The organism is Citrobacter freundii complex sp. CFNIH4 (assembly GCF_002934505.1).
Classification (GTDB): domain Bacteria; phylum Pseudomonadota; class Gammaproteobacteria; order Enterobacterales; family Enterobacteriaceae; genus Citrobacter; species Citrobacter freundii.
Genome location: NZ_CP026231.1, coordinates 802100 through 822194, shown reverse-complemented (window position 1 = coordinate 822194; position 20095 = coordinate 802100). Strand labels below are relative to the sequence as shown.

15 protein-coding genes and 7 tRNA genes are annotated in these 20095 nt (G+C 51.4%); 17 read left to right on the top strand and 5 right to left on the bottom strand.

What is annotated here, in order from left to right:
• Positions 1-26: 26 nt before the first annotated feature.
• Positions 27-1322, top strand: coding sequence for an MFS transporter (locus C2U41_RS04180; protein ID WP_103848306.1), 1296 nt, complete (start codon positions 27-29; stop codon positions 1320-1322).
• 51 nt (positions 1323-1373) lie between these two features.
• Here the strand turns inward: C2U41_RS04180 and chiQ are convergent, their stop codons facing one another.
• The 4 genes from chiQ to nagE all read right to left on the bottom strand — a co-directional run bounded on the left by chiQ (position 1374) and on the right by nagE (position 7401).
• Positions 1374-1706, bottom strand: a complete 333-nt coding sequence (gene chiQ, locus C2U41_RS04175) for a ChiQ/YbfN family lipoprotein (protein ID WP_003022817.1) — start codon at positions 1704-1706, stop codon at positions 1374-1376.
• A 49-nt stretch (positions 1707-1755) separates the two neighbouring features.
• Positions 1756-3162, bottom strand: a complete 1407-nt coding sequence (gene chiP, locus C2U41_RS04170; protein WP_003835544.1) for a chitoporin ChiP — start codon at positions 3160-3162, stop codon at positions 1756-1758.
• Between the two features lie 435 nt (positions 3163-3597).
• A complete protein-coding gene (gene glnS / locus C2U41_RS04160; protein ID WP_048216701.1) occupies positions 3598-5265 on the bottom strand; it encodes a glutamine--tRNA ligase in 1668 nt (555 codons plus the stop codon).
• Between the two features lie 186 nt (positions 5266-5451).
• On the bottom strand, positions 5452-7401 hold the full coding sequence (gene nagE / locus C2U41_RS04155; protein ID WP_003835548.1) for a PTS N-acetyl glucosamine transporter subunit IIABC: 1950 nt from the start codon (positions 7399-7401) through the stop codon (positions 5452-5454).
• Positions 7402-7743: 342 nt separating this feature from the next.
• Here nagE and nagB point away from each other — a divergent pair, with 342 nt between their 5' ends.
• The 13 genes from nagB to C2U41_RS04085 all read left to right on the top strand — a co-directional run bounded on the left by nagB (position 7744) and on the right by C2U41_RS04085 (position 15492).
• The gene (gene nagB, locus C2U41_RS04150) at positions 7744-8544 is read left to right on the top strand and encodes a glucosamine-6-phosphate deaminase (RefSeq protein ID WP_003022803.1); all 801 of its coding nucleotides are present in this window, start codon (positions 7744-7746) and stop codon (positions 8542-8544) included.
• Between the two features lie 60 nt (positions 8545-8604).
• Positions 8605-9753, top strand: coding sequence for an N-acetylglucosamine-6-phosphate deacetylase (nagA, locus tag C2U41_RS04145; protein WP_003022800.1), 1149 nt, complete (start codon positions 8605-8607; stop codon positions 9751-9753).
• 8 nt (positions 9754-9761) lie between these two features.
• On the top strand, positions 9762-10982 hold the full coding sequence (gene nagC / locus C2U41_RS04140) for a DNA-binding transcriptional regulator NagC (protein ID WP_003022796.1): 1221 nt from the start codon (positions 9762-9764) through the stop codon (positions 10980-10982).
• Between the two features lie 166 nt (positions 10983-11148).
• The gene (gene nagD / locus C2U41_RS04135; RefSeq protein WP_003022792.1) at positions 11149-11901 is read left to right on the top strand and encodes a ribonucleotide monophosphatase NagD; all 753 of its coding nucleotides are present in this window, start codon (positions 11149-11151) and stop codon (positions 11899-11901) included.
• A gap of 299 nt (positions 11902-12200) precedes the next feature.
• The gene (asnB, locus tag C2U41_RS04125; RefSeq protein WP_003835552.1) at positions 12201-13865 is read left to right on the top strand and encodes an asparagine synthase B; all 1665 of its coding nucleotides are present in this window, start codon (positions 12201-12203) and stop codon (positions 13863-13865) included.
• A gap of 224 nt (positions 13866-14089) precedes the next feature.
• Positions 14090-14166: transfer RNA gene (locus C2U41_RS04120), tRNA-Met, on the top strand.
• A 10-nt stretch (positions 14167-14176) separates the two neighbouring features.
• A tRNA-Leu gene (locus C2U41_RS04115) sits at positions 14177-14261 on the top strand.
• Between the two features lie 23 nt (positions 14262-14284).
• Positions 14285-14359 (top strand) — tRNA-Gln (locus C2U41_RS04110).
• Between the two features lie 37 nt (positions 14360-14396).
• A tRNA-Gln gene (locus tag C2U41_RS04105) sits at positions 14397-14471 on the top strand.
• Positions 14472-14492: 21 nt separating this feature from the next.
• Positions 14493-14569 (top strand) — tRNA-Met (locus tag C2U41_RS04100).
• A gap of 43 nt (positions 14570-14612) precedes the next feature.
• Positions 14613-14687, top strand: a tRNA-Gln gene (locus C2U41_RS04095).
• A 36-nt stretch (positions 14688-14723) separates the two neighbouring features.
• Positions 14724-14798 (top strand) — tRNA-Gln (locus tag C2U41_RS04090).
• Between the two features lie 121 nt (positions 14799-14919).
• Positions 14920-15492 (top strand): hypothetical protein, encoded by a 573-nt coding sequence (locus C2U41_RS04085; RefSeq protein ID WP_032936885.1) that lies wholly within the window; start codon positions 14920-14922, stop codon positions 15490-15492.
• Positions 15493-15497: 5 nt separating this feature from the next.
• Here the strand turns inward: C2U41_RS04085 and ubiF are convergent, their stop codons facing one another.
• Complete coding sequence (gene ubiF / locus C2U41_RS04080) at positions 15498-16673, bottom strand: 3-demethoxyubiquinol 3-hydroxylase (RefSeq protein ID WP_003022782.1); 1176 nt, start codon at positions 16671-16673, stop codon at positions 15498-15500.
• Positions 16674-16818: 145 nt separating this feature from the next.
• Between ubiF and miaB the strand changes: the two genes are divergently transcribed.
• From miaB to ybeY, 3 genes are all read left to right on the top strand, one after another.
• Positions 16819-18249: a tRNA (N6-isopentenyl adenosine(37)-C2)-methylthiotransferase MiaB gene (miaB, locus tag C2U41_RS04075; protein ID WP_003022779.1), complete on the top strand. Its 1431-nt coding sequence runs from the start codon at positions 16819-16821 to the stop codon at positions 18247-18249.
• 206 nt (positions 18250-18455) lie between these two features.
• Positions 18456-19502 carry a PhoH family protein gene (locus C2U41_RS04065; RefSeq protein WP_003022776.1) on the top strand — a complete coding sequence of 349 codons (1047 nt, stop codon included), beginning with the start codon at positions 18456-18458 and terminating at the stop codon, positions 19500-19502.
• Positions 19499-19972 (top strand): rRNA maturation RNase YbeY, encoded by a 474-nt coding sequence (gene ybeY / locus C2U41_RS04060; RefSeq protein WP_003022773.1) that lies wholly within the window; start codon positions 19499-19501, stop codon positions 19970-19972. The genes C2U41_RS04065 and ybeY overlap by 4 nt, the downstream gene beginning before the upstream one ends.
• Positions 19973-20095 lie beyond the last annotated feature (123 nt).

Below are 20095 nucleotides of genomic sequence, written 5' to 3'. Positions count from 1 at the left end.
TATGATAAGACAGTGGAGCAAACCCAATGACACAACAACCATCGCGCGCCGGAACTTTCGGCGCAATACTGCGGGTAACCAGCGGTAATTTTCTCGAACAGTTCGACTTTTTTCTGTTCGGGTTTTACGCCACCTATATTGCAAAGACCTTCTTTCCCGCGGAGAGTGAATTTGCCGGGCTAATGTTAACTTTCGCCGTTTTTGGCTCGGGTTTCTTAATGCGACCCGTTGGCGCCATTGTGCTGGGTGCTTACATCGACAGAATTGGTCGTCGTAAAGGCCTGATGGTGACGCTGGCGATTATGGGCTGCGGTACCCTGCTGATAGCCCTTGTACCTGGCTATCACAGTATTGGCCTGCTGGCTCCCGTGCTGGTATTACTTGGACGATTATTACAGGGATTTTCTGCAGGCGTAGAGTTAGGCGGTGTCTCGGTTTATCTTTCGGAAATCGCCACGCCTGGCAATAAAGGCTTCTACACCAGTTGGCAGTCGGCCAGTCAACAGGTCGCCATTGTGTTAGCGGCGCTGATTGGTTACGGTCTGAACGCCACTTTGGGACACGATCAGATCTCGGAATGGGGCTGGCGCATTCCCTTCTTTATTGGTTGCATGATTATTCCTTTGATCTTCGTGCTCCGCCGCTCGCTGCAGGAAACAGACGCATTTTTACAACGCACGCACCGCCCCGACACTCGGGAAATTTTCACCACTATCGTCAAAAACTGGCGTCTTATCGCTGCAGGTACGCTGCTGGTGGCGATGACCACAACGACATTTTACTTCATCACCGTCTACACCCCGACCTACGGCAGGGCTGTACTCCACCTGAGCGCTCGCGACAGCCTGGTGGTCACCATGCTGGTCGGTATTTCTAACTTTATCTGGCTGCCCATTGGCGGGGCAATTTCTGACCGAATTGGTCGTCGTCCGGTGTTAATGGGGATTACCGTACTCGCTCTGATCACCACCTGGCCGGTAATGCACTGGCTCACCGCCGCACCAGATTTTACACGCATGACCTTGGTCCTGCTTTGGTTCTCATTCTTTTTTGGTATGTATAACGGGGCAATGGTAGCCGCACTCACCGAGGTGATGCCGGTCTATGTGCGTACGGTGGGCTTTTCACTGGCATTCAGTCTTGCCACGGCGATTTTTGGCGGCCTAACGCCGGTCATATCCACGGCACTGGTTCAGCTAACCGGGGATAAAAGCTCACCGGGATGGTGGCTGATGTGCGCGGCACTTTGCGGACTCGCCGCCACGGCAATGCTGTTTGTCCGGCTAAGTCGGGGTTATCAACCAGTGGAAAATAAGCTCTGAAATGCAAACGGGCGGAAAATTCTCCGCCCGTTGTCTTTTTCATTTTTTGAATTACTGTGCGGCATTCTTGCTGCGAATTTCCTGCCAGACTTTATCGCAATCAGCATTAACGGCCTGATCGTTACCCGTGCGCGTAGCCTGGATACACTGCTGATAATCCAGCACGCGTACGCTTTCTTCATTGGCAAACTGCTGGTGCTGTTTTTCTTTCTTCAGTACATTCAACACGCTTTGGCAGGCTTCTATTTTTTCCGGCGATCCTTGAGCGGTATTAATACACGCGCTGTAGGCTTCTTTCAGACGGCTGTCTTCTTTCGGTGCAGGGGATTGCGTACAAGCCACCAGCCCTGATGCCATAACGGCGATGAGTATCAGTTTTTTCATAGCACGTTCCTCAACGAGGCGGCAGGCGCCCGGCCTGCCGCTATTGGCATTAGAAGATAGTGAACGGAGCAATAACGATGAATTTCACGTCACGCTCATCCTGGAAGATGTTGCCGTAACCACCACCCCAGCTCGGAATATCTGAATGGTTGTCGTACTGGGTGAAGTGCAGTTTAAACATAGTGCCCTTCGCACGACCATCCTGCAGGGTGTAGACCGCATCCAGGCTGTAAGAAGATTCTTCGATAGTGCGGTTTTTGTCGTAGTACGCATCCGGGTTGAGCTGCCAGGTAGCGGGTTTGGCATCCCATGCATAAACGTAGGACGCGCCCACTGCCCAGCCCGGCAGGTTCCAGTTCTTCAGGTCATACATTGCGCCGAAGAAGACTGCCTTTTCGCCGTTGGCGTTGAAGTCAGAACGGTTATCCCACCACACGTCCAGGCGACCGTTTGATGAGGCGTAGGTCGGGGTCATACGCTGCAGGAAGTAGCCTTGCTGCCCATCTGCTTTAACCCATGTGCCTTCCAGACGCAGGTCGACCACTTCCGCTACTTTATAACCGAAGGTCAGCGCCTGCAGCCAGGCCGTGCCGTCATAAATATCGTTCACGGTGCGATCGTCAACTTTGTCACGTGCGCCGTAGAATTGATAGCTGGTAGTAAACGGGTTACCGCCTAAATCGAATTTGTAGCTGGCTTTGGCGAAGTACTGATCGACGTAGCCTTCAGACTGACCAAATGCCGCTTCCAGTAACAGGTTATTTTTGAAGTCATATTTCGCGCCGATTGAATGCAGGTAATCAACGCTGGTCTTTTTATCAGCCTGATAGAATTTATCGACTTCGGTGTGCCACGGCGCTTTATATTCGTTAGCCCACATATAGGAGAAGCTTAGTGCTCCAGCATCACCATAGTCGAAGTTGGCACCGGCTTCAGCCCCCTGATAGGTACCTGGCATAAAGCTCCAGTGCGGTGCCAGCAAAGTCTGCCCGGTTGGTTGAATGTAACCGGCACGCGCCCAGGTTGGGCCGTATTTAAATTTAGCTGCTGCTTTATAAAGGCTAATCCCGCTCTTATCGCCGGAGTAATCCTCGTCATAGCCTTTATTTTTGGAAGAGAATGCGATTTCGTTTGGATGGCCGCTTTCGCTACTTTCGTTCATTTCAATAGCGGTAAATGCTGCGATATCAATACCAAACATATCGGCCGCATAACCGGACTGGAAGTCGAGGTTAGCGTTCCAGGTGGAGTGAGAAAGGTTGGTTTTGTATTTGTCATGATCGGTCACATCTTTACGGTCACGCTCACGCTGCCAGTAATAGATGCCGCCGGTTAAGGTTGAGTCATCAATAAATCCTTCGGCGTGTACCTGCGGAGCGACAACAAAACCCGACATTGCTGTGATACCGGCGATAGCCAGCGCCAGCGTACTACGTTTGCCACTAAACGTACGCATATGTTAATCCTCTTTGACATAAAAATGCTGCCGATATAAGCGGACAGCGAAAAAACAAAAATTAAAAAAGTAGCGCCAAGAAAACCTCAGTGACTACAATGAATAGACTATTTTTCGCGACGCGAATTATCAATCTCTTTCTGTAACGAGTATGTAATAGTATGAGCAACCGCACATATTTCATTGCTTTCTGTTACATTTTCATTGGGAGATAAAAAAGCGTTGAAAAAATGAAAAAATCGCTTGTTTTCCATAGAGATGAAATCGGTTTCAGCCCATTTCACATTGAGGTAAGTTATTTAAACGTAAAAACATTCAGCCGATTTATTATTACAGACATGTAATTAATTCGCTGCGCAAACGGAGCCTGTCAAACGGTTTTTTTGCGAAAAAAAACGCCGCATGAAGCGGCGTTTAGAGAGGATGTGTTGCGACTTATTCGCCCGCTTTAGCCCACGTATCACGCAGACCAACGGTACGGTTAAACACCAGCTTGTCAGCCGTTGCATAACGGCTGTCCAGGCAGAAGTAACCTTCACGCTCAAACTGGAACGCTTTACCTGCAACCGCAGCCTGCAGCGACGGCTCACCGTAACCCTGCTTAATGACTAGCGATTCCGGGTTAATAACGGACAGGAAGTCTTCCGCCGCACCTGGGTTTGGCACGCTAAACAGACGGTCGTACAGACGGATTTCAATCGGTAGCGCATGGGACGCGCTCACCCAGTGAATAACGCCTTTAACTTTACGACCATCGGCCGGATCTTTGCTCAGGGTGTCAGCATCGTAGGTGCAGAAAATGGTGGTGATCTTCCCTTCTGCATCTTTCTCAACACGTTCGGCCTTGATCACGTATGCATTACGCAGACGTACTTCTTTACCCATCACCAGACGCTTGTACTGCTTGTTCGCTTCTTCGCGGAAGTCTGCGCGATCGATCCAAATTTCACCGCTAAACGGTACTTCACGGCTACCCATTTCCGGTTTATTCGGATGGTTAGACATAGTGACCAGCTCGCTTTCGCCCTGCGGGTAGTTTTCGATAACCAGTTTCACCGGATCGATAACCGCCATCGCGCGCGGAGCATTTTCGTTCAGATCTTCGCGGATGCAGGATTCCAGAGAAGCGATCTCAATGGTGTTGTCCTGTTTGGTCACGCCAATGCGTTTGCAGAACTCACGGATCGCGGCAGCGGTGTAACCGCGACGACGCAGGCCAGAGATCGTCGGCATACGCGGATCGTCCCAGCCTTCAACGTGCTTGTCGGTCACCAGCAGGTTCAGCTTGCGCTTGGACATCACGGTGTATTCCAGATTCAGGCGCGAGAATTCGTACTGGCGCGGATGAACCGGAATGGTGATGTTGTCCAGCACCCAGTCATACAGACGACGGTTATCCTGGAACTCCAGCGTACACAGTGAATGCGTAATGCCTTCCAGCGCATCGCTGATGCAGTGGGTAAAGTCGTACATCGGGTAGATGCACCACTTGTTGCCGGTCTGATGGTGTTCGGCGAACTTAATGCGGTACAGCACCGGATCGCGCATCACGATAAACGGCGAAGCCATATCGATTTTCGCACGCAGGCAGGCCTTACCTTCTTCAAAGCCACCGGTACGCATTTTTTCGAACAGCGCCAGGTTCTCTTCAACGCTACGATCGCGGTACGGGCTGTTTTTACCTGGCTGAGTCAGCGTGCCACGGTATTCGCGGATTTCGTCCGCTGACAGTTCGTCAACGTACGCCAGCCCTTTATTAATAAGCTCTACCGCATAGGCGTGAAGCTGATCGAAGTAATCCGAAGAGTAGCGAATGTCGCCAGTCCAGTGGAAACCTAACCATTCAACGTCGTTTTTAATCGACTCAACGTACTCGATATCTTCTTTAACCGGGTTCGTATCATCAAAACGCAGGTTGCACTGGCCCTGGTAATCTTGCGCAATGCCAAAGTTCAGACAAATGGATTTCGCGTGGCCAATGTGCAGATAGCCATTTGGCTCCGGCGGAAAACGGGTATGGATAGTGGTGTGCTTACCACTGGCCAGATCTTCATCGATGATCTGACGAATAAAGTTACTCGGGCGGGCTTCAGCCTCACTCATCGTGGATTCCTCAAAGCGTAAACAACGTATAACGGAGTATGATCTTATAAGCGACGTCAGGAGACAACTATTAGTTGCACAAAAAAGCTGTTCAGCAGGAGATATGAGGGCATTTGCTGCAAAAAAAAGCGGCGGAGGACTATCCCCCGCCGCTTAAGGCACTTAACTCACTTTACTCAGGAGCAGTTACTTACCTTTAATCTCATACAGTGGTGTTTGACCAGCAACCACATGACCTTCGGCTTTAATGACCAGAGCGCCGAAATCATCGCTGTTGCTGCACACAACCGGGCTTATCATAGAACGTGCATTAGCGTTCAGGAACTCCAGATCCATTTCCAGAATCGGTTGACCTGCAGTAACTTCCGCACCTTCTTCAACCAGACGCTTAAAGCCTTTACCTTCCAGCGCGACGGTGTCGATGCCCATATGGACCACGATTTCCGCGCCTTTAACAGTTTCCAGGCAGAACGCATGGTTAGTGTTGAAGATTTTCACGATGGTGCCCGCAGCCGGAGCAACCACGATTTTATCCGTTGGTTTCACCGCCACGCCGTCACCTACAGCTTTGCTGGCGAAGGCTTCATCAGGAACCTGCTCCAGCGCAACTACGTCACCGGTAATCGGAGAAACCAGCGCTTCAACGGTGACTGCATTCGCTACAGCCTGCGGTTTTGCTGCCGGAGCCGCTGCTGCTGGCGCACTTTCACCAGACGCTGCTGCCACCGGGCCACGCGCGACAACTTTCTTCATTTCGTCGCCGATGGATTCAGCTTTCGCACCCACGATGACCTGAATTGTTTGCTTATTCAGCTTAACGACACCCGATGCTCCTAAACGTTTACACATCGCATCGTTTACGCGACCGGAGTCGGCAACGGTCAGACGCAGACGAGTGATACAGGCATCAATCGCTTTCAGGTTATCAGTGCCGCCAACCGCTGCAATGTAGCTGGTTGCCAGTTGAGCCAAACCTTCTTCAGTGTTGCTGTTGGCTTCTTCAGTAACGATATCGTCTTCTTTATCTTCGCGGCCCGGCGTTTTCAGGTTAAACATACGAATAACCGCGCTGAACAACACAAAGTAGATAACGAAGAACACCAGACCCATCACCACCAGCATCCAGACGTTCTGGCTTGCTGCCGGCAGGTTGTACATCAACACGTAGTCGATAGCACCTGCGGAGAAGGAGAAGCCTGCGTGGATCCCCAGCAGTGTTGCAACGAACAGGCTGATACCCGTTAACAGTGCGTGCAGGAGGTACAGCAGCGGAGCCAGGAACATGAACAGGAATTCCAGCGGCTCGGTAACACCGGTCAGGAACGCGGTGATCGCAACGGACAGCAGCATACCGCCAACCATCGGACGACGTGCTTTCGGAGCCGCGAAGTACATCGCCAGCGCCGCACCCGGCAGACCAAACATCATGATCGGGAAGAAGCCAGACATGAACATACCCGCAGTGCCGTCACCCGCGTAGAAGCGGTTGATGTCACCGTGGAATACGGTACCTGCAGCGTTAGTAAATTCGCCAATCTGGAACCAGGCGATAGTATTCAGCACCTGATGCAGACCGGTTGGGATCAGCAGACGGTTGATGAAACCAAAGATACCGGAACCCAGCGCGCCAGCGCCCACGATCCACTCACCACCCGCATGGATGGCATTCTGTACCGGTGGCCATACGTAACCGAAGATAGCAGCCAACACCAGACAGAAGAAGCCAGTGGCGATCGGCACGAAGCGTTTGCCGCCAAAGAAGCTCAGGAAGTCAGGCAGTTTGATACCAGACCAGCGGTTATACACGGCACCGCCGACCAGACCGGTGATGATACCAGCCAGCACGCCCATATTGATTGCAGGGTTAATGGTAACCATTGCTTTGGTCAATATGAAATAACCGACCGCACCTGCCAGCGCTGCTGCACCTGCGCTGTCTTTTGACCAGCTGGAAGCAACACCGATCGCAAATATTAACGCGAGGTTATCAAAGATGGCCCCACCCGCTTGCGCGATGAAGGGTACGTTAAGTAAATCTGGTTGGCCGAATCGCAGCAGCAGTGCCGCGACTGGCAGCACAGCGATGGGGAGCTGTAACGCCCTACCCAGCCGCTGGAAAAAACCTAAAATATTCATTTTATTCCCCCTACGAGACCCCGATTAGGCTTCTTTGAAGCCATATTTTTATTGTGTGACCATTCCTGACAGCAAGATTCTGGAACAACGATATTAACCATTCATCTACATTCAGAGTGTGTGAAAAATTAATTCGTATCGCAAATTAAACGCGTGTTTTTTGTGATTTCAGTCACCAAATATCGTTATTAACCCTCCCTTCCACTGGCTAACTACGAAAACTTATTTTATCATTCAAAAAATCGAAACGGATTGATCCTTACCGATGCAAAACCAGGTTACGCTTAATACTGCACAGAGACTCAATCCGCCAATTGCTTACATTTACTTTTGAGGTGAAGAATGAGACTGATCCCCCTGAATACCGCTGAACAAGTCGGCAAATGGGCTGCTCGCCATATCGTTAACCGTATTAACGCGTTCAAACCAACGGCAGATCGTCCGTTCGTTCTGGGCCTGCCGACTGGCGGTACTCCGCTGACAGCTTATAAAGCATTGGTTGAAATGCACAAAGCGGGCCAGGTGAGCTTCAAGCATGTTGTTACTTTCAATATGGACGAATATGTTGGCCTGCCGAAAGAGCATCCGGAAAGCTACCACAGCTTTATGCACCGCAATTTCTTTGATCACGTTGATATTCCAGCAGAAAACATCAACCTCCTCAATGGTAATGCGCCGGATATTGATGCAGAATGCCGTCAGTATGAAGAAAAAATCCGTTCTTACGGTAAAATCCACCTGTTTATGGGCGGTGTAGGCAACGATGGTCACATCGCGTTCAACGAACCGGCTTCCTCTTTGGCTTCCCGTACCCGTATCAAAACGTTGACTCACGACACACGTGTTGCTAACTCACGCTTCTTTGACGGCGACGTAAGCCAGGTGCCTAAATATGCGCTGACCGTTGGCGTGGGTACCCTGCTGGATGCCGAAGAGGTGATGATCCTGGTTCTGGGCCACCAGAAAGCACAGGCGCTGCAAGCCGCCGTTGAAGGCAACGTTAACCACATGTGGACCATCAGTTGCCTGCAGTTGCATCCAAAAGCCGTTGTGGTCTGCGATGAGCCTTCCACCATGGAACTGAAAGTGAAGACGCTGAAATACTTCAACGAGTTAGAAGCGGAAAATATTAAAGGTCTGTAATTGATGTCTCCGCCCTGTCGATGAGTTGCAGGGCGGCATTTTTTGAAATCGGGGGTCGGAATGTATGCTTTAACCCAGGGCCGGATCTTTACCGGTCACGAAATTCTTGATGACCATGCGATTGTTGTCGCCAATGGCCTGATTGACAGCGTTTGCCCACTGGCTGAGTTACCGTCAGGAATTGAACAGCGCTCACTGAATGGGGCCATTGTTTCCCCCGGTTTTATTGATGTACAGCTAAACGGCTGCGGCGGTGTACAGTTTAACGATACGGCAGAAGCCGTGACCGTTGAAACGCTGGAAATCATGCAGAAAGCCAATGAAAAATCTGGCTGCACCAACTATTTACCAACGCTTATCACCACCAGCGATGACCTGATGAAACAGGGTGTTCGCGTGATGCGTGAATACCTGGCGAAACACCCGAATCAGGCATTAGGACTTCATCTTGAAGGCCCGTGGCTGAACCTTGTGAAAAAAGGTACCCATAATCCTGGATTTGTCCGTCAGCCGGACGCTGCGTTGGTTGATTTCCTGTGCGATAATGCGGATGTGATCACCAAAGTCACACTGGCACCAGAAATGGTCCCGGTAGAGGTCATCACCAAACTGGTTAATGCCGGTATCGTGGTTTCTGCGGGTCACTCCAATGCAACGGTCAAAGAAGCCAAAATCGGTTTCCGCGCAGGCATCAGCTTTGCGACCCATTTGTTCAACGCGATGCCGTACATTACCGGTCGTGAACCAGGTCTGGCGGGCGCAATTCTTGATGAAGCCGATATCTACTGCGGTATCATCGCCGATGGCCTGCACGTTGATTACGTTAACATTCGTAATGCTAAGCGCCTGAAAGGCGACAAGCTGTGCCTGGTCACTGACGCGACCGCGCCAGCAGGTGCAAACATTGAACAGTTCATTTTCGCTGGTAAAACAATATACTACCGCAATGGACTGTGTGTTGATGAGAACGGTACGTTGAGCGGTTCATCATTAACCATGATTGAGGGTGTACGCAATCTGGTCGAACATGCGAATATCGCTCTCGACGAAGTCCTGCGCATGGCAACGCTCTACCCTGCTCGCGCCATTGGCGTCGACAAACAACTCGGCAGTATCGCGCCAGGCAAAGTAGCCAACCTGACTGCGTTCACGCACGACTTTAAAATTATCAAGACCATCGTTAATGGCAACGAGGTCGTTACTGAGTAAGAGAAAGAATGACACCAGGCGGACAAGCTCAAATAGGTAATGTTGATCTCGTAAAACAGCTTAACAGCGCGGCGGTTTATCGCCTGATTGACCAGCATGGGCCAATCTCGCGAATTCAAATTGCCGAGCAAAGCCAGCTTGCCCCCGCCAGCGTAACCAAAATTACGCGTCAGTTGATCGAACGCGGGCTGATCAAAGAAGTCGATCAGCAGGCCTCCACCGGGGGCCGCCGCGCTATCTCTATCGTCACAGAAACCCGCAATTTCCACGCAATTGGCGTACGCCTGGGTCGCCACGATACGACGCTCACTCTCTATGATATGAGCAGTAAAGTGGTCGCCGAAGAGCATTACCCTCTCCCGGAGCGCACCCAGGAAACGCTGGAATATGCGCTGCTCAACACCATTGCCATCTTTATAGAGAGCTGTCAGCGGAAAATCCGCGAGCTGATCGCAATTTCTGTCATCCTGCCAGGCCTTGTCGATCCTGAAAGCGGCGTCATCCGCTATATGCCACACATTCAGGTCGAAAACTGGGGGCTGGTCGAAGCGCTCGAAAAACGCTTCAAAGTTACCTGCTTTGTTGGTCACGATATTCGCAGCCTGGCGCTGGCTGAGCACTATTTCGGGGCAAGCCAGGATTGCGAAGACTCCATTTTGGTGCGAGTGCACCGCGGAACCGGCGCGGGAATTATTTCCAATGGCCGCATTTTCATCGGTCGCAATGGCAACGTCGGTGAGATTGGTCATATTCAGGTTGAGCCGCTGGGTGAGCGCTGTCACTGCGGTAATTTCGGCTGTCTGGAAACCATTGCGGCCAACGCCTCTATCGAACACCGCGTACAAAACTTGCTAAAGCAAGGCTATCCAAGCCGGCTCACGCTGGATGATTGCAGTATCAAAGCCATCTGTAAGGCAGCGAATAAAGGCGATAATCTGGCAGCAGAAGTCATCGAGCATGTTGGCCGCCATCTGGGTAAAACCATCGCTATCGCCATCAACCTCTTTAATCCGCAGAAAATCGTCATTGCGGGCGAAATTACCGAGGCTGATAAAGTACTGCTGCCTGCAATAGAAAGCTGTATCAACACGCAGGCTTTGAAGGCGTTTCGCCATAATTTACCGGTGGTTCGGTCCACGCTGGATCACCGCTCCGCCATTGGCGCCTTTGCGCTGGTGAAACGCGCAATGCTTAACGGGACTTTGCTGCAACGTTTGCTGGAAAGCTAATACACGTCATCCTTCAAGCTGCCTCTGCGTTAGCTGCATCTGCTCACCCCGGTCACTTACTTCAGTAAGCTCCGGAGGTTCGCAGACTTGCCGCCTTGATGCGACTCGAATGATGTAGTGTATTTTGTGTATAGTAATGCCTTCTTTTTTTAATGTCGGATTGTCCATGGCCATTAAGAATGTAATTTGTGATATCGACGGCGTGCTGATGCACGACAATGTTGCTGTACCGGGTGCGGCAGAATTTCTGACTGGGATCCTGGAAAAAGGTCTGCCGTTAGTCCTGCTGACTAACTACCCTTCGCAGACCGGGCAAGATCTGGCAAACCGCTTCGCCACCGCAGGTGTGAATGTCCCTGATAGCGTCTTTTATACTTCCGCGATGGCTACCGCTGATTTTCTTCGTCGCCAGGAAGGAAAAAAGGCCTATGTGGTTGGTGAAGGCGCGTTAATTCACGAACTGTATAAAGCTGGATTTACCATTACCGACGTGAACCCCGATTTTGTGATTGTTGGCGAGACGCGTTCCTATAACTGGGACATGATGCATAAAGCGGCGTATTTTGTCGCCAACGGCGCTCGTTTTATCGCCACTAACCCGGATACCCACGGTCGCGGCTTTTATCCCGCCTGTGGAGCACTCTGTGCCGGTATTGAGAAGATCTCAGGTCGTAAACCATTTTATGTCGGCAAACCAAGCCCGTGGATTATTCGCGCGGCGCTCAACAAAATGCAGGCGCACTCAGAAGAAACCGTCATTGTTGGCGACAACCTGCGCACCGATATTTTGGCAGGTTTTCAGGCGGGTCTGGAAACTATCCTGGTACTGTCTGGCGTATCCAAGCTCGATGATATTGACAACATGCCGTTCAGACCAAGCTGGATTTACCCGTCTGTTGCTGAAATTGATGTGATTTGATTCGCAGGCCGGATAAGACATAAGTTCGTCTTATTCGGCAATTATGCAGCGTTATTGCCGGATGGCGGCGTCATCGTCTTATCCGCCCCACGAAGCCCCTCCATTCAATAAAACCGCCATAAAACTGTCGATTCATCAATAAACACGTCTATTCTGTAATCTTTTTTCACCAATCTACAATGACCATTGCAGTTTTTATTTTCTGACCCGCAATTCGCTTGCGCCCTCTCCCGCTTTGCGGCATTTTCTTTATCAAGCAAACATAAAAAGCATCACGCAACAGGTTAACGGAGAAGGTTATGTGTTCTATTTTTGGCGTATTCGATATTAAAACTGACGCAGTTGAACTGCGTAAAAAAGCCCTGGAATTGTCTCGTCTGATGCGCCATCGCGGCCCGGACTGGTCGGGTATTTATGCCAGTGATAACGCCATTCTGGCACACGAACGTCTGTCCATCGTCGACGTCAACGCCGGTGCTCAGCCGCTGTACAACGTGAAGAAAACGCATATCCTGGCGGTTAACGGTGAAATTTATAACCACCAGGCGCTGCGCGCTGAGTACGGCGATCGCTATCAGTTCCAGACCGGTTCCGATTGCGAAGTTATCCTCGCGCTGTATCAGGAAAAAGGCCCAGAGTTTCTGGATGATCTGCAAGGCATGTTTGCTTTTGCCCTGTATGACAGCGAGCAGGACGCTTATCTGATCGGTCGCGATCATATTGGGATCATCCCGCTGTATATGGGTTACGACGAACACGGTAACTTCTATGTTGCGTCTGAAATGAAAGCGCTGGTTCCTGTCTGCCGCACAATCAAAGAATTCCCGGCCGGTAGTTATTTATGGAGTAAAGACGGCGAAATTCGTCAGTACTACCAGCGCGACTGGTTTGAATACGATGCAGTCAAAGACAACGTTACCGATAAAAACGAGCTGCGCCAGGCGCTGGAAGATGCGGTGAAAAGCCACCTGATGTCAGATGTTCCTTATGGAGTACTGCTGTCCGGCGGTCTGGATTCATCCGTCATTTCCGCGATCACTAAAAAATACGCGGCACGCCGTGTTGAAGATCAGGAACGTAGCGAAGCCTGGTGGCCACAGCTGCACTCCTTCGCCGTCGGCCTGGAAGGCGCTCCGGATCTGAAAGCTGCGCAAGAGGTGGCAAACCATTTGGGTACCGTGCACCACGAGATCCACTTCACCGTGCAGGAAGGTCTGGATGCTATCCGCGACGTGATTTATCACATCGAAACTTACGATGTCACGACGATTCGCGCCTCGACGCCAATGTACTTAATGTCGCGTAAAATTAAAGCGATGGGTATTAAAATGGTGCTGTCGGGCGAAGGTTCGGACGAAGTATTTGGCGGTTATCTCTATTTCCACAAAGCGCCAGATGCAAAAGAACTGCACGAAGAAACCGTGCGCAAGCTGCAGGCACTGCATATGTTCGACTGCGCCCGTGCCAACAAAGCGATGTCAGCCTGGGGCGTGGAGGCACGCGTGCCGTTTCTGGATAAGAAATTCCTTGATGTGGCGATGCGCATCAACCCGCAGGACAAAATGTGCGGCAACGGCAAAATGGAAAAACACGTTCTGCGCGAATGTTTTGAGTCCTACCTGCCAGCAAGCGTCGCGTGGCGTCAGAAAGAGCAGTTCTCTGACGGTGTCGGTTACAGCTGGATTGATACACTGAAAGAAGTCGCTGCTGAACAAGTTTCTGACCAACAACTGGAAACCGCCAGCTTCCGTTTCCCATACAACACGCCATCATCTAAAGAAGCGTATTTGTACCGTGAGATTTTCGAAGAGTTGTTCCCGGTTGCGAGCGCTGCGGAATGTGTGCCTGGCGGGCCATCTGTAGCCTGTTCTTCCGCTAAAGCGATCGAATGGGATGAAGCGTTTAAAACCATGAACGATCCGTCTGGTCGTGCGGTTGGCGTACACCAGTCCGCTTATAAATAAGTTAATCCTTAGAAAAGGGCCCTGCGGGGCTCTTTTTTTATGTCTGTTTTCTGTGCAAAAAAACAATTAATAACTAATAATTGCCGAATATTGCGTCATGCTGTTCGCAACCTAACCAAACAGTCACATTCCAGCTATTTTCAATGAAAAAGGGGTTGACGCTTCAAGGCTCAATACGCATAATGCGCCCCGCAACGCCGATAAGGTTACGCGAAAAAAAAGATGGCTACGTAGCTCAGCTGGTTAGAGCACATCACTCATAATGATGGGGTCACAGGTTCGAATCCCGTCGTAGCCACCATCTTTTTTTTGCGGGAGTGGCGAAATTGGTAGACGCACCAGATTTAGGTTCTGGCGCCGCAAGGTGTGCGAGTTCAAGTCTCGCCTCCCGCACCATTCACCCGTAAGCGTTGCACGGATGGGGTATCGCCAAGCGGTAAGGCACCGGTTTTTGATACCGGCATTCCCTGGTTCGAATCCAGGTACCCCAGCCATTTTTTCTTCGATATAGCGGTTCACCGCAACGGTCATTGGGGTATCGCCAAGCGGTAAGGCACCGGTTTTTGATACCGGCATTCCCTGGTTCGAATCCAGGTACCCCAGCCATCGAAGAATATGATAGTATCTGGCTACGTAGCTCAGCTGGTTAGAGCACATCACTCATAATGATGGGGTCACAGGTTCGAATCCCGTCGTAGCCACCATATTAAGGACGTATCGACTCGTTCGGTAAATCCAAAAAATTGTTGGGGTATCGCCAAGCGGTAAGGCTCTGGTTTCTGATACCAGCATTCCGAGGTTCGAATCCTCGTACCCCAGCCAATTTCAAAAAGTCGTCCACTTTGTGGGTGCACCCGTTGGGGTATCGCCAAGCGGTAAGGCTCTGGTTTCTGATACCAGCATTCCGAGGTTCGAATCCTCGTACCCCAGCCATATTAAAAAAGCTCGCTTCGGCGAGCTTTTTGCTTTTATAAAATCCTAAAAACACCCTCTCCTGCACAAGCGCCCAAAAGCTTAATGCTAGAATGCCTTTTTTGCACAAAAGGAGCTTGTGATGAATTATCAGATTTTCCCTCTGTTTTTCATGCGAATAACTGCCCTGTTGTTTTTTCTTCTCGCGGTTGGTCTCAGCTTTATCGGCATTTCGTCACTGATAACCTACTTCATTCTGATTGGCATCGTATTCCCGGTTATTGTGTCAATGCATCTTCACCGACTTAATGAAGCCGGTACGGCCTTAACGCTGACGGAGAATACTCAGTGGATGGTCTATATCCACGGCTTTCCCGCTCAGGAACAGCGATCTGTACTGAAAAATCCCTGCTTCTTTTCACAAGCACGGCTTCGCCAGTTTTTTATCTATGGGTTTAGCGGCAAGCTCTGCCTGCAAATTGCCTGTATTGCCATACTGGCGCATGATTATGCCAATGGGGGAAATACGGTTGCGGCGCTGTTTGTGCTGGCTTGCCTGCTCATCTTCGCAGGTATTAGCACCAGAGCTTTGTATTGCGTTGCCACTCATCAATGGCAATGTGAAACCCTGACAACCAACACCGGAAGTGTTTGGTATCAGGGGTTCTTTCCAGGTAAGGAAGGTAGAGAAACTCTGTTTTCGCGCCTGGTTTAACGGCACTACAACCCTAACGCATACTTCAGTGCCTGACGTTTCAGTACGCCAGCGCGCTCCGCGGCCATGAGCCCGAGATTACGCATGATACGCAGCGGCTGCAGGTTATTGCTGAATCCGGCATAGAACAGATCCATACCGCTTTGCATGATGAAATTGTCAGTCATACGGCGATTCTGATAACGCTTGAGCACCGGCTGACTGGCCCAGGATTCACCGTAGCTGCGCGCATTCACCAGCACATCAATCAACGCATCGACATCACGAAAACCCAGATTAACGCCCTGCCCCGCCAGTGGGTGAATGGTATGCGCGGCATCACCTACCAGCGCCAGCCCCGGTTGCACATATTGCAGCGCATGACGACGCGTAAGTGGGAATGCCCCCGCCGCCACAGGCGTAACGTTACCGAGTCTTGAAGGGAAATGTTTAGCGATCTCCGCCTGCAGTTGCGGCATATTTAGCGCTTGCAATTGGCGGATGCGAGCTGGTGAGTCGTACCACACCAGCGAGGCCCAGTTATCGAACAACGGTAAAAACGCGCGCGGACCGTCAGGGGTAAATTGCTGCCAGGTGCTGTCTCCCGGCGAATGCTCGCATTGCACGGTAATCAACATACAGGACTGCGCATACTGCCAGGCATGAATGCCAATCCCGGCCATTTTCCGCACCTGAGAATTGGCACCATCCGCGCCGATAACCAGCTTCGCGCTGATTTTTTCACCGTCTGCCAGTTCAAGTTCATGCCGATCGTGATGTTGATGCAAAGAGAGAAGCGACGCCGGCACGCGCAGCGTAACTTTAGGGTGAACTTCCAGCGCCTGCCAGAGCGCCTGTTGCAGGACCGTGTTCTCCACCATATAGCCCAACAGAGGCAGCTTAAGCTCGGCGGCATCAAACATCACATGGGCATTTTCCCATTCCCATGTTTCCAGACGACGGTAAGGATGGCTACGCATTCCCTGAACCGTATCCCAGACGCCCAGCCCTTTCAGCAACGACACGGAGGCGGAGCTAATGGCCGAAATTCTGACATCAGGCTGTCCGCCAGCAACAAACGGCGCAGGAGCGGCATGTTCAATCACCGTTACCGAAAATCCATGCTGCGCCAGTCCCAGCGCCAGCGCGCCGCCGACCATCCCCCCGCCGACAATGGCAATTTCCGTTGGTTGATTTGTCATGGTCAATTTTCCAGTTACATGTATTGTGTAAGTTTACAGGATTTTTTACCCCTTGAGGCTGACATCCGTCATACTGGTCACAACCGCGCCAAAGCAGTACACTATGCGCCCTGCATTTCAGCCACAATTTCGCAAGAGCAAGTCGATGACCAAAAAACTCCATATTAAAACCTGGGGCTGTCAGATGAACGAATACGATTCATCGAAGATGGCCGATCTGCTGGATGCCACTCATGGGTATCAACTGACTGACGTGGCGGAAGAAGCGGATGTGCTGCTGCTGAATACCTGCTCAATCCGTGAGAAGGCTCAGGAAAAAGTGTTCCATCAACTGGGCCGCTGGAAACTGTTAAAAGAGAAAAATCCCAAGCTCATCATTGGGGTCGGTGGCTGTGTTGCGTCTCAGGAAGGCGATCATATTCGCCAGCGTGCGCATTACGTCGATATTATTTTTGGGCCGCAAACGCTGCATCGCCTGCCGGAAATGATCAACAAAGTGCGTGGAAGCACGACCCGTAGCCCGGTGGTTGATATCAGTTTCCCGGAGATCGAAAAGTTCGACCGCCTGCCGGAACCGCGTGCTGAAGGTCCAAGCGCGTTTGTGTCCATCATGGAAGGTTGTAATAAATATTGTACTTACTGCGTGGTTCCCTACACCCGCGGTGAGGAAGTCAGCCGTCCGGCGGATGATATTCTGTTTGAAATCGCCCAACTGGCAGCCCAAGGCGTGCGTGAAGTGAACCTGCTGGGGCAAAACGTGAACGCCTGGCGTGGTGAAAACTACGACGGCACGATCGGATCCTTTGCCGATCTGCTGCGTCTGGTAGCAGCGATCGACGGCATTGATCGTATCCGCTTCACCACCAGCCATCCGATCGAATTCACCGATGATATCGTTGAAGTTTATCGCGATACGCCAGAGCTGGTGAGCTTCCTGCACCTGCCGGTACAGAGCGGCTCAGACCGCGTACTGAACCTGATGGGACGTACCCACACGGCGCTGGAATACAAAGCGATCATCCGCAAACTGCGCGCTGCGCGTCCGGATATCCAGATTAGCTCCGACTTCATCGTTGGCTTCCCAGGTGAAACCACGCAGGATTTCGAGCAGACCATGAAGCTGATCGCTGACGTCAATTTTGACATGAGCTACAGCTTTATCTTCTCTGCGCGTCCTGGCACCCCTGCCGCCGATATGGTTGATGACGTACCAGAAGAAGAGAAGAAACAGCGTCTGTACATTCTACAGGAGCGTATTAACCAGCAAGCTATGGCCTGGAGCCGTCGTATGGTTGGTACGACCCAGCGCATCCTGGTTGAAGGCACATCGCGTAAGAGCATTATGGAACTGTCAGGGCGTACCGAAAATAACCGCGTGGTGAACTTTGAAGGTACCCCGGATATGGTCGGTAAGTTTGTGGATGTTGAAATTACCGATGTCTGGACGAACTCCCTGCGCGGCAAAGTGGTGCGTACCGAAGACGAAATGGGACTGCGCATCGCAGAATCCCCTGAATCGGTCATTGCGCGTACCCGCAAAGAAAACGATCTGGGTGTTGGTATTTATCAGCCTTAATCCTGCTGAAAGACGTAAAAAAGGCCCGATACCGCTACACTTATCGGGCCTACACTTCTGGGCTCGCTGTCCCGACGGGCCTTGTAATCAGCCCTGGCATCCCCATATTTATTGCAATGCTTGCGCCTTTCCCCCATGGCGTGAATAATTTCCTTAGATGCCGGTAAATGTTCAGCGTCCGGCGAGACATGCATAAGAGGAACAGTTTGAACATAGACACTCGCGAAATCACCCTTGAACCCGCAGACAACGCCCGCCTGTTGAGCCTTTGCGGCCCATTTGATGACAATATCAAACAGCTGGAACGTCGCCTCGGCATCGAAATTAACCGCCGTGATAACCACTTTAAACTGACCGGCCGCCCAATTTGCGTCACCGCTGCGGCAGATATTTTACGTAGTCTGTACGTCGATACCGCCCCAATGCGCGGTCAGACGCAGGACATCGAGCCTGAACAAATTCATCTGGCGATCAAAGAAGCGCGTGTGCTTGAGCAAAGCGCAGACAGCGTGCCTGAATTTGGCAAAGCGGTGAACATCAAAACCAAGCGCGGGGTAATTAAGCCGCGTACGCCGAACCAGGCACAGTACATTGCGAATATCCTCGATCACGACATCACCTTCGGCGTTGGCCCTGCGGGTACGGGTAAAACGTATCTCGCTGTTGCCGCTGCGGTTGATGCGCTTGAGCGTCAGGAGATCCGTCGTATTCTGCTGACCCGTCCGGCAGTGGAAGCGGGCGAAAAACTGGGATTCCTGCCGGGGGATCTCAGCCAGAAAGTCGATCCCTATTTACGACCGCTGTATGACGCGCTGTTCGAAATGCTCGGTTTTGAGAAGGTTGAAAAGCTGATTGAACGTAACGTCATTGAAGTTGCGCCGCTGGCCTATATGCGTGGCCGTACGTTAAACGATGCGTTCATCATTCTTGATGAGAGCCAGAACACCACCATCGAACAGATGAAAATGTTTCTGACCCGTATCGGCTTTAACTCCAAAGCGGTTATCACCGGCGATATCACCCAGATTGACCTGCCACGTAGCACCAAGTCCGGTCTGCGTCATGCCATTGAAGTGCTGGCTGAGGTCGACGAGATTAGTTTTAATTTCTTCCATAGCGAAGACGTGGTTCGCCATCCGGTGGTGGCTCGTATCGTCACGGCGTATGAAGCCTGGGAAGAAGCAGAACAGAAACGTAAAGCCGAGCAGGCTGCAGAACGCAAGCGCGAAGCTCAGGAGCAGGAACAAAAATGAGTCAGGTTATTCTCGATTTACAGCTGGCATGTGAAGACGAATCCGGATTACCCACAGAAAGCCAGTTTCAGGGGTGGCTGGATGCGGTGATCCCGCAGTTTCAGGAAGAGTCTGAAGTAACCATTCGTCTGGTCGATGACGCGGAAAGCCATGAGCTCAACCTGACCTATCGCGGGAAAGATAAATCCACCAACGTGCTCTCTTTCCCGTTTGAAGCCCCGCCGGGCATTGAGATGCCGCTGCTGGGTGATTTGATCATCTGCCGTCAGGTCGTCGAGAAAGAAGCGCAGGAACAAGGTAAGCCGCTTGAGGCCCACTGGGCGCACATGGTGGTGCACGGAAGCTTGCATTTACTCGGCTACGACCATATCGAAGACGATGAAGCGGAAGAAATGGAATCCCTCGAAACAGAGATTATGCTTGCTCTGGGCTATGAGGATCCGTACATTGCCGAGAAGATTGCAGAATAGTAGCTTGCCGGATGGCGCCGCTTGCGCCTTATCCGGCCTACATTCATGCCTTTCGTAGACCTGATAAGCGTTGCGCATCAGGCAAAACATGCCGTCAACAGCTGAGTATACGCATGACGCGCT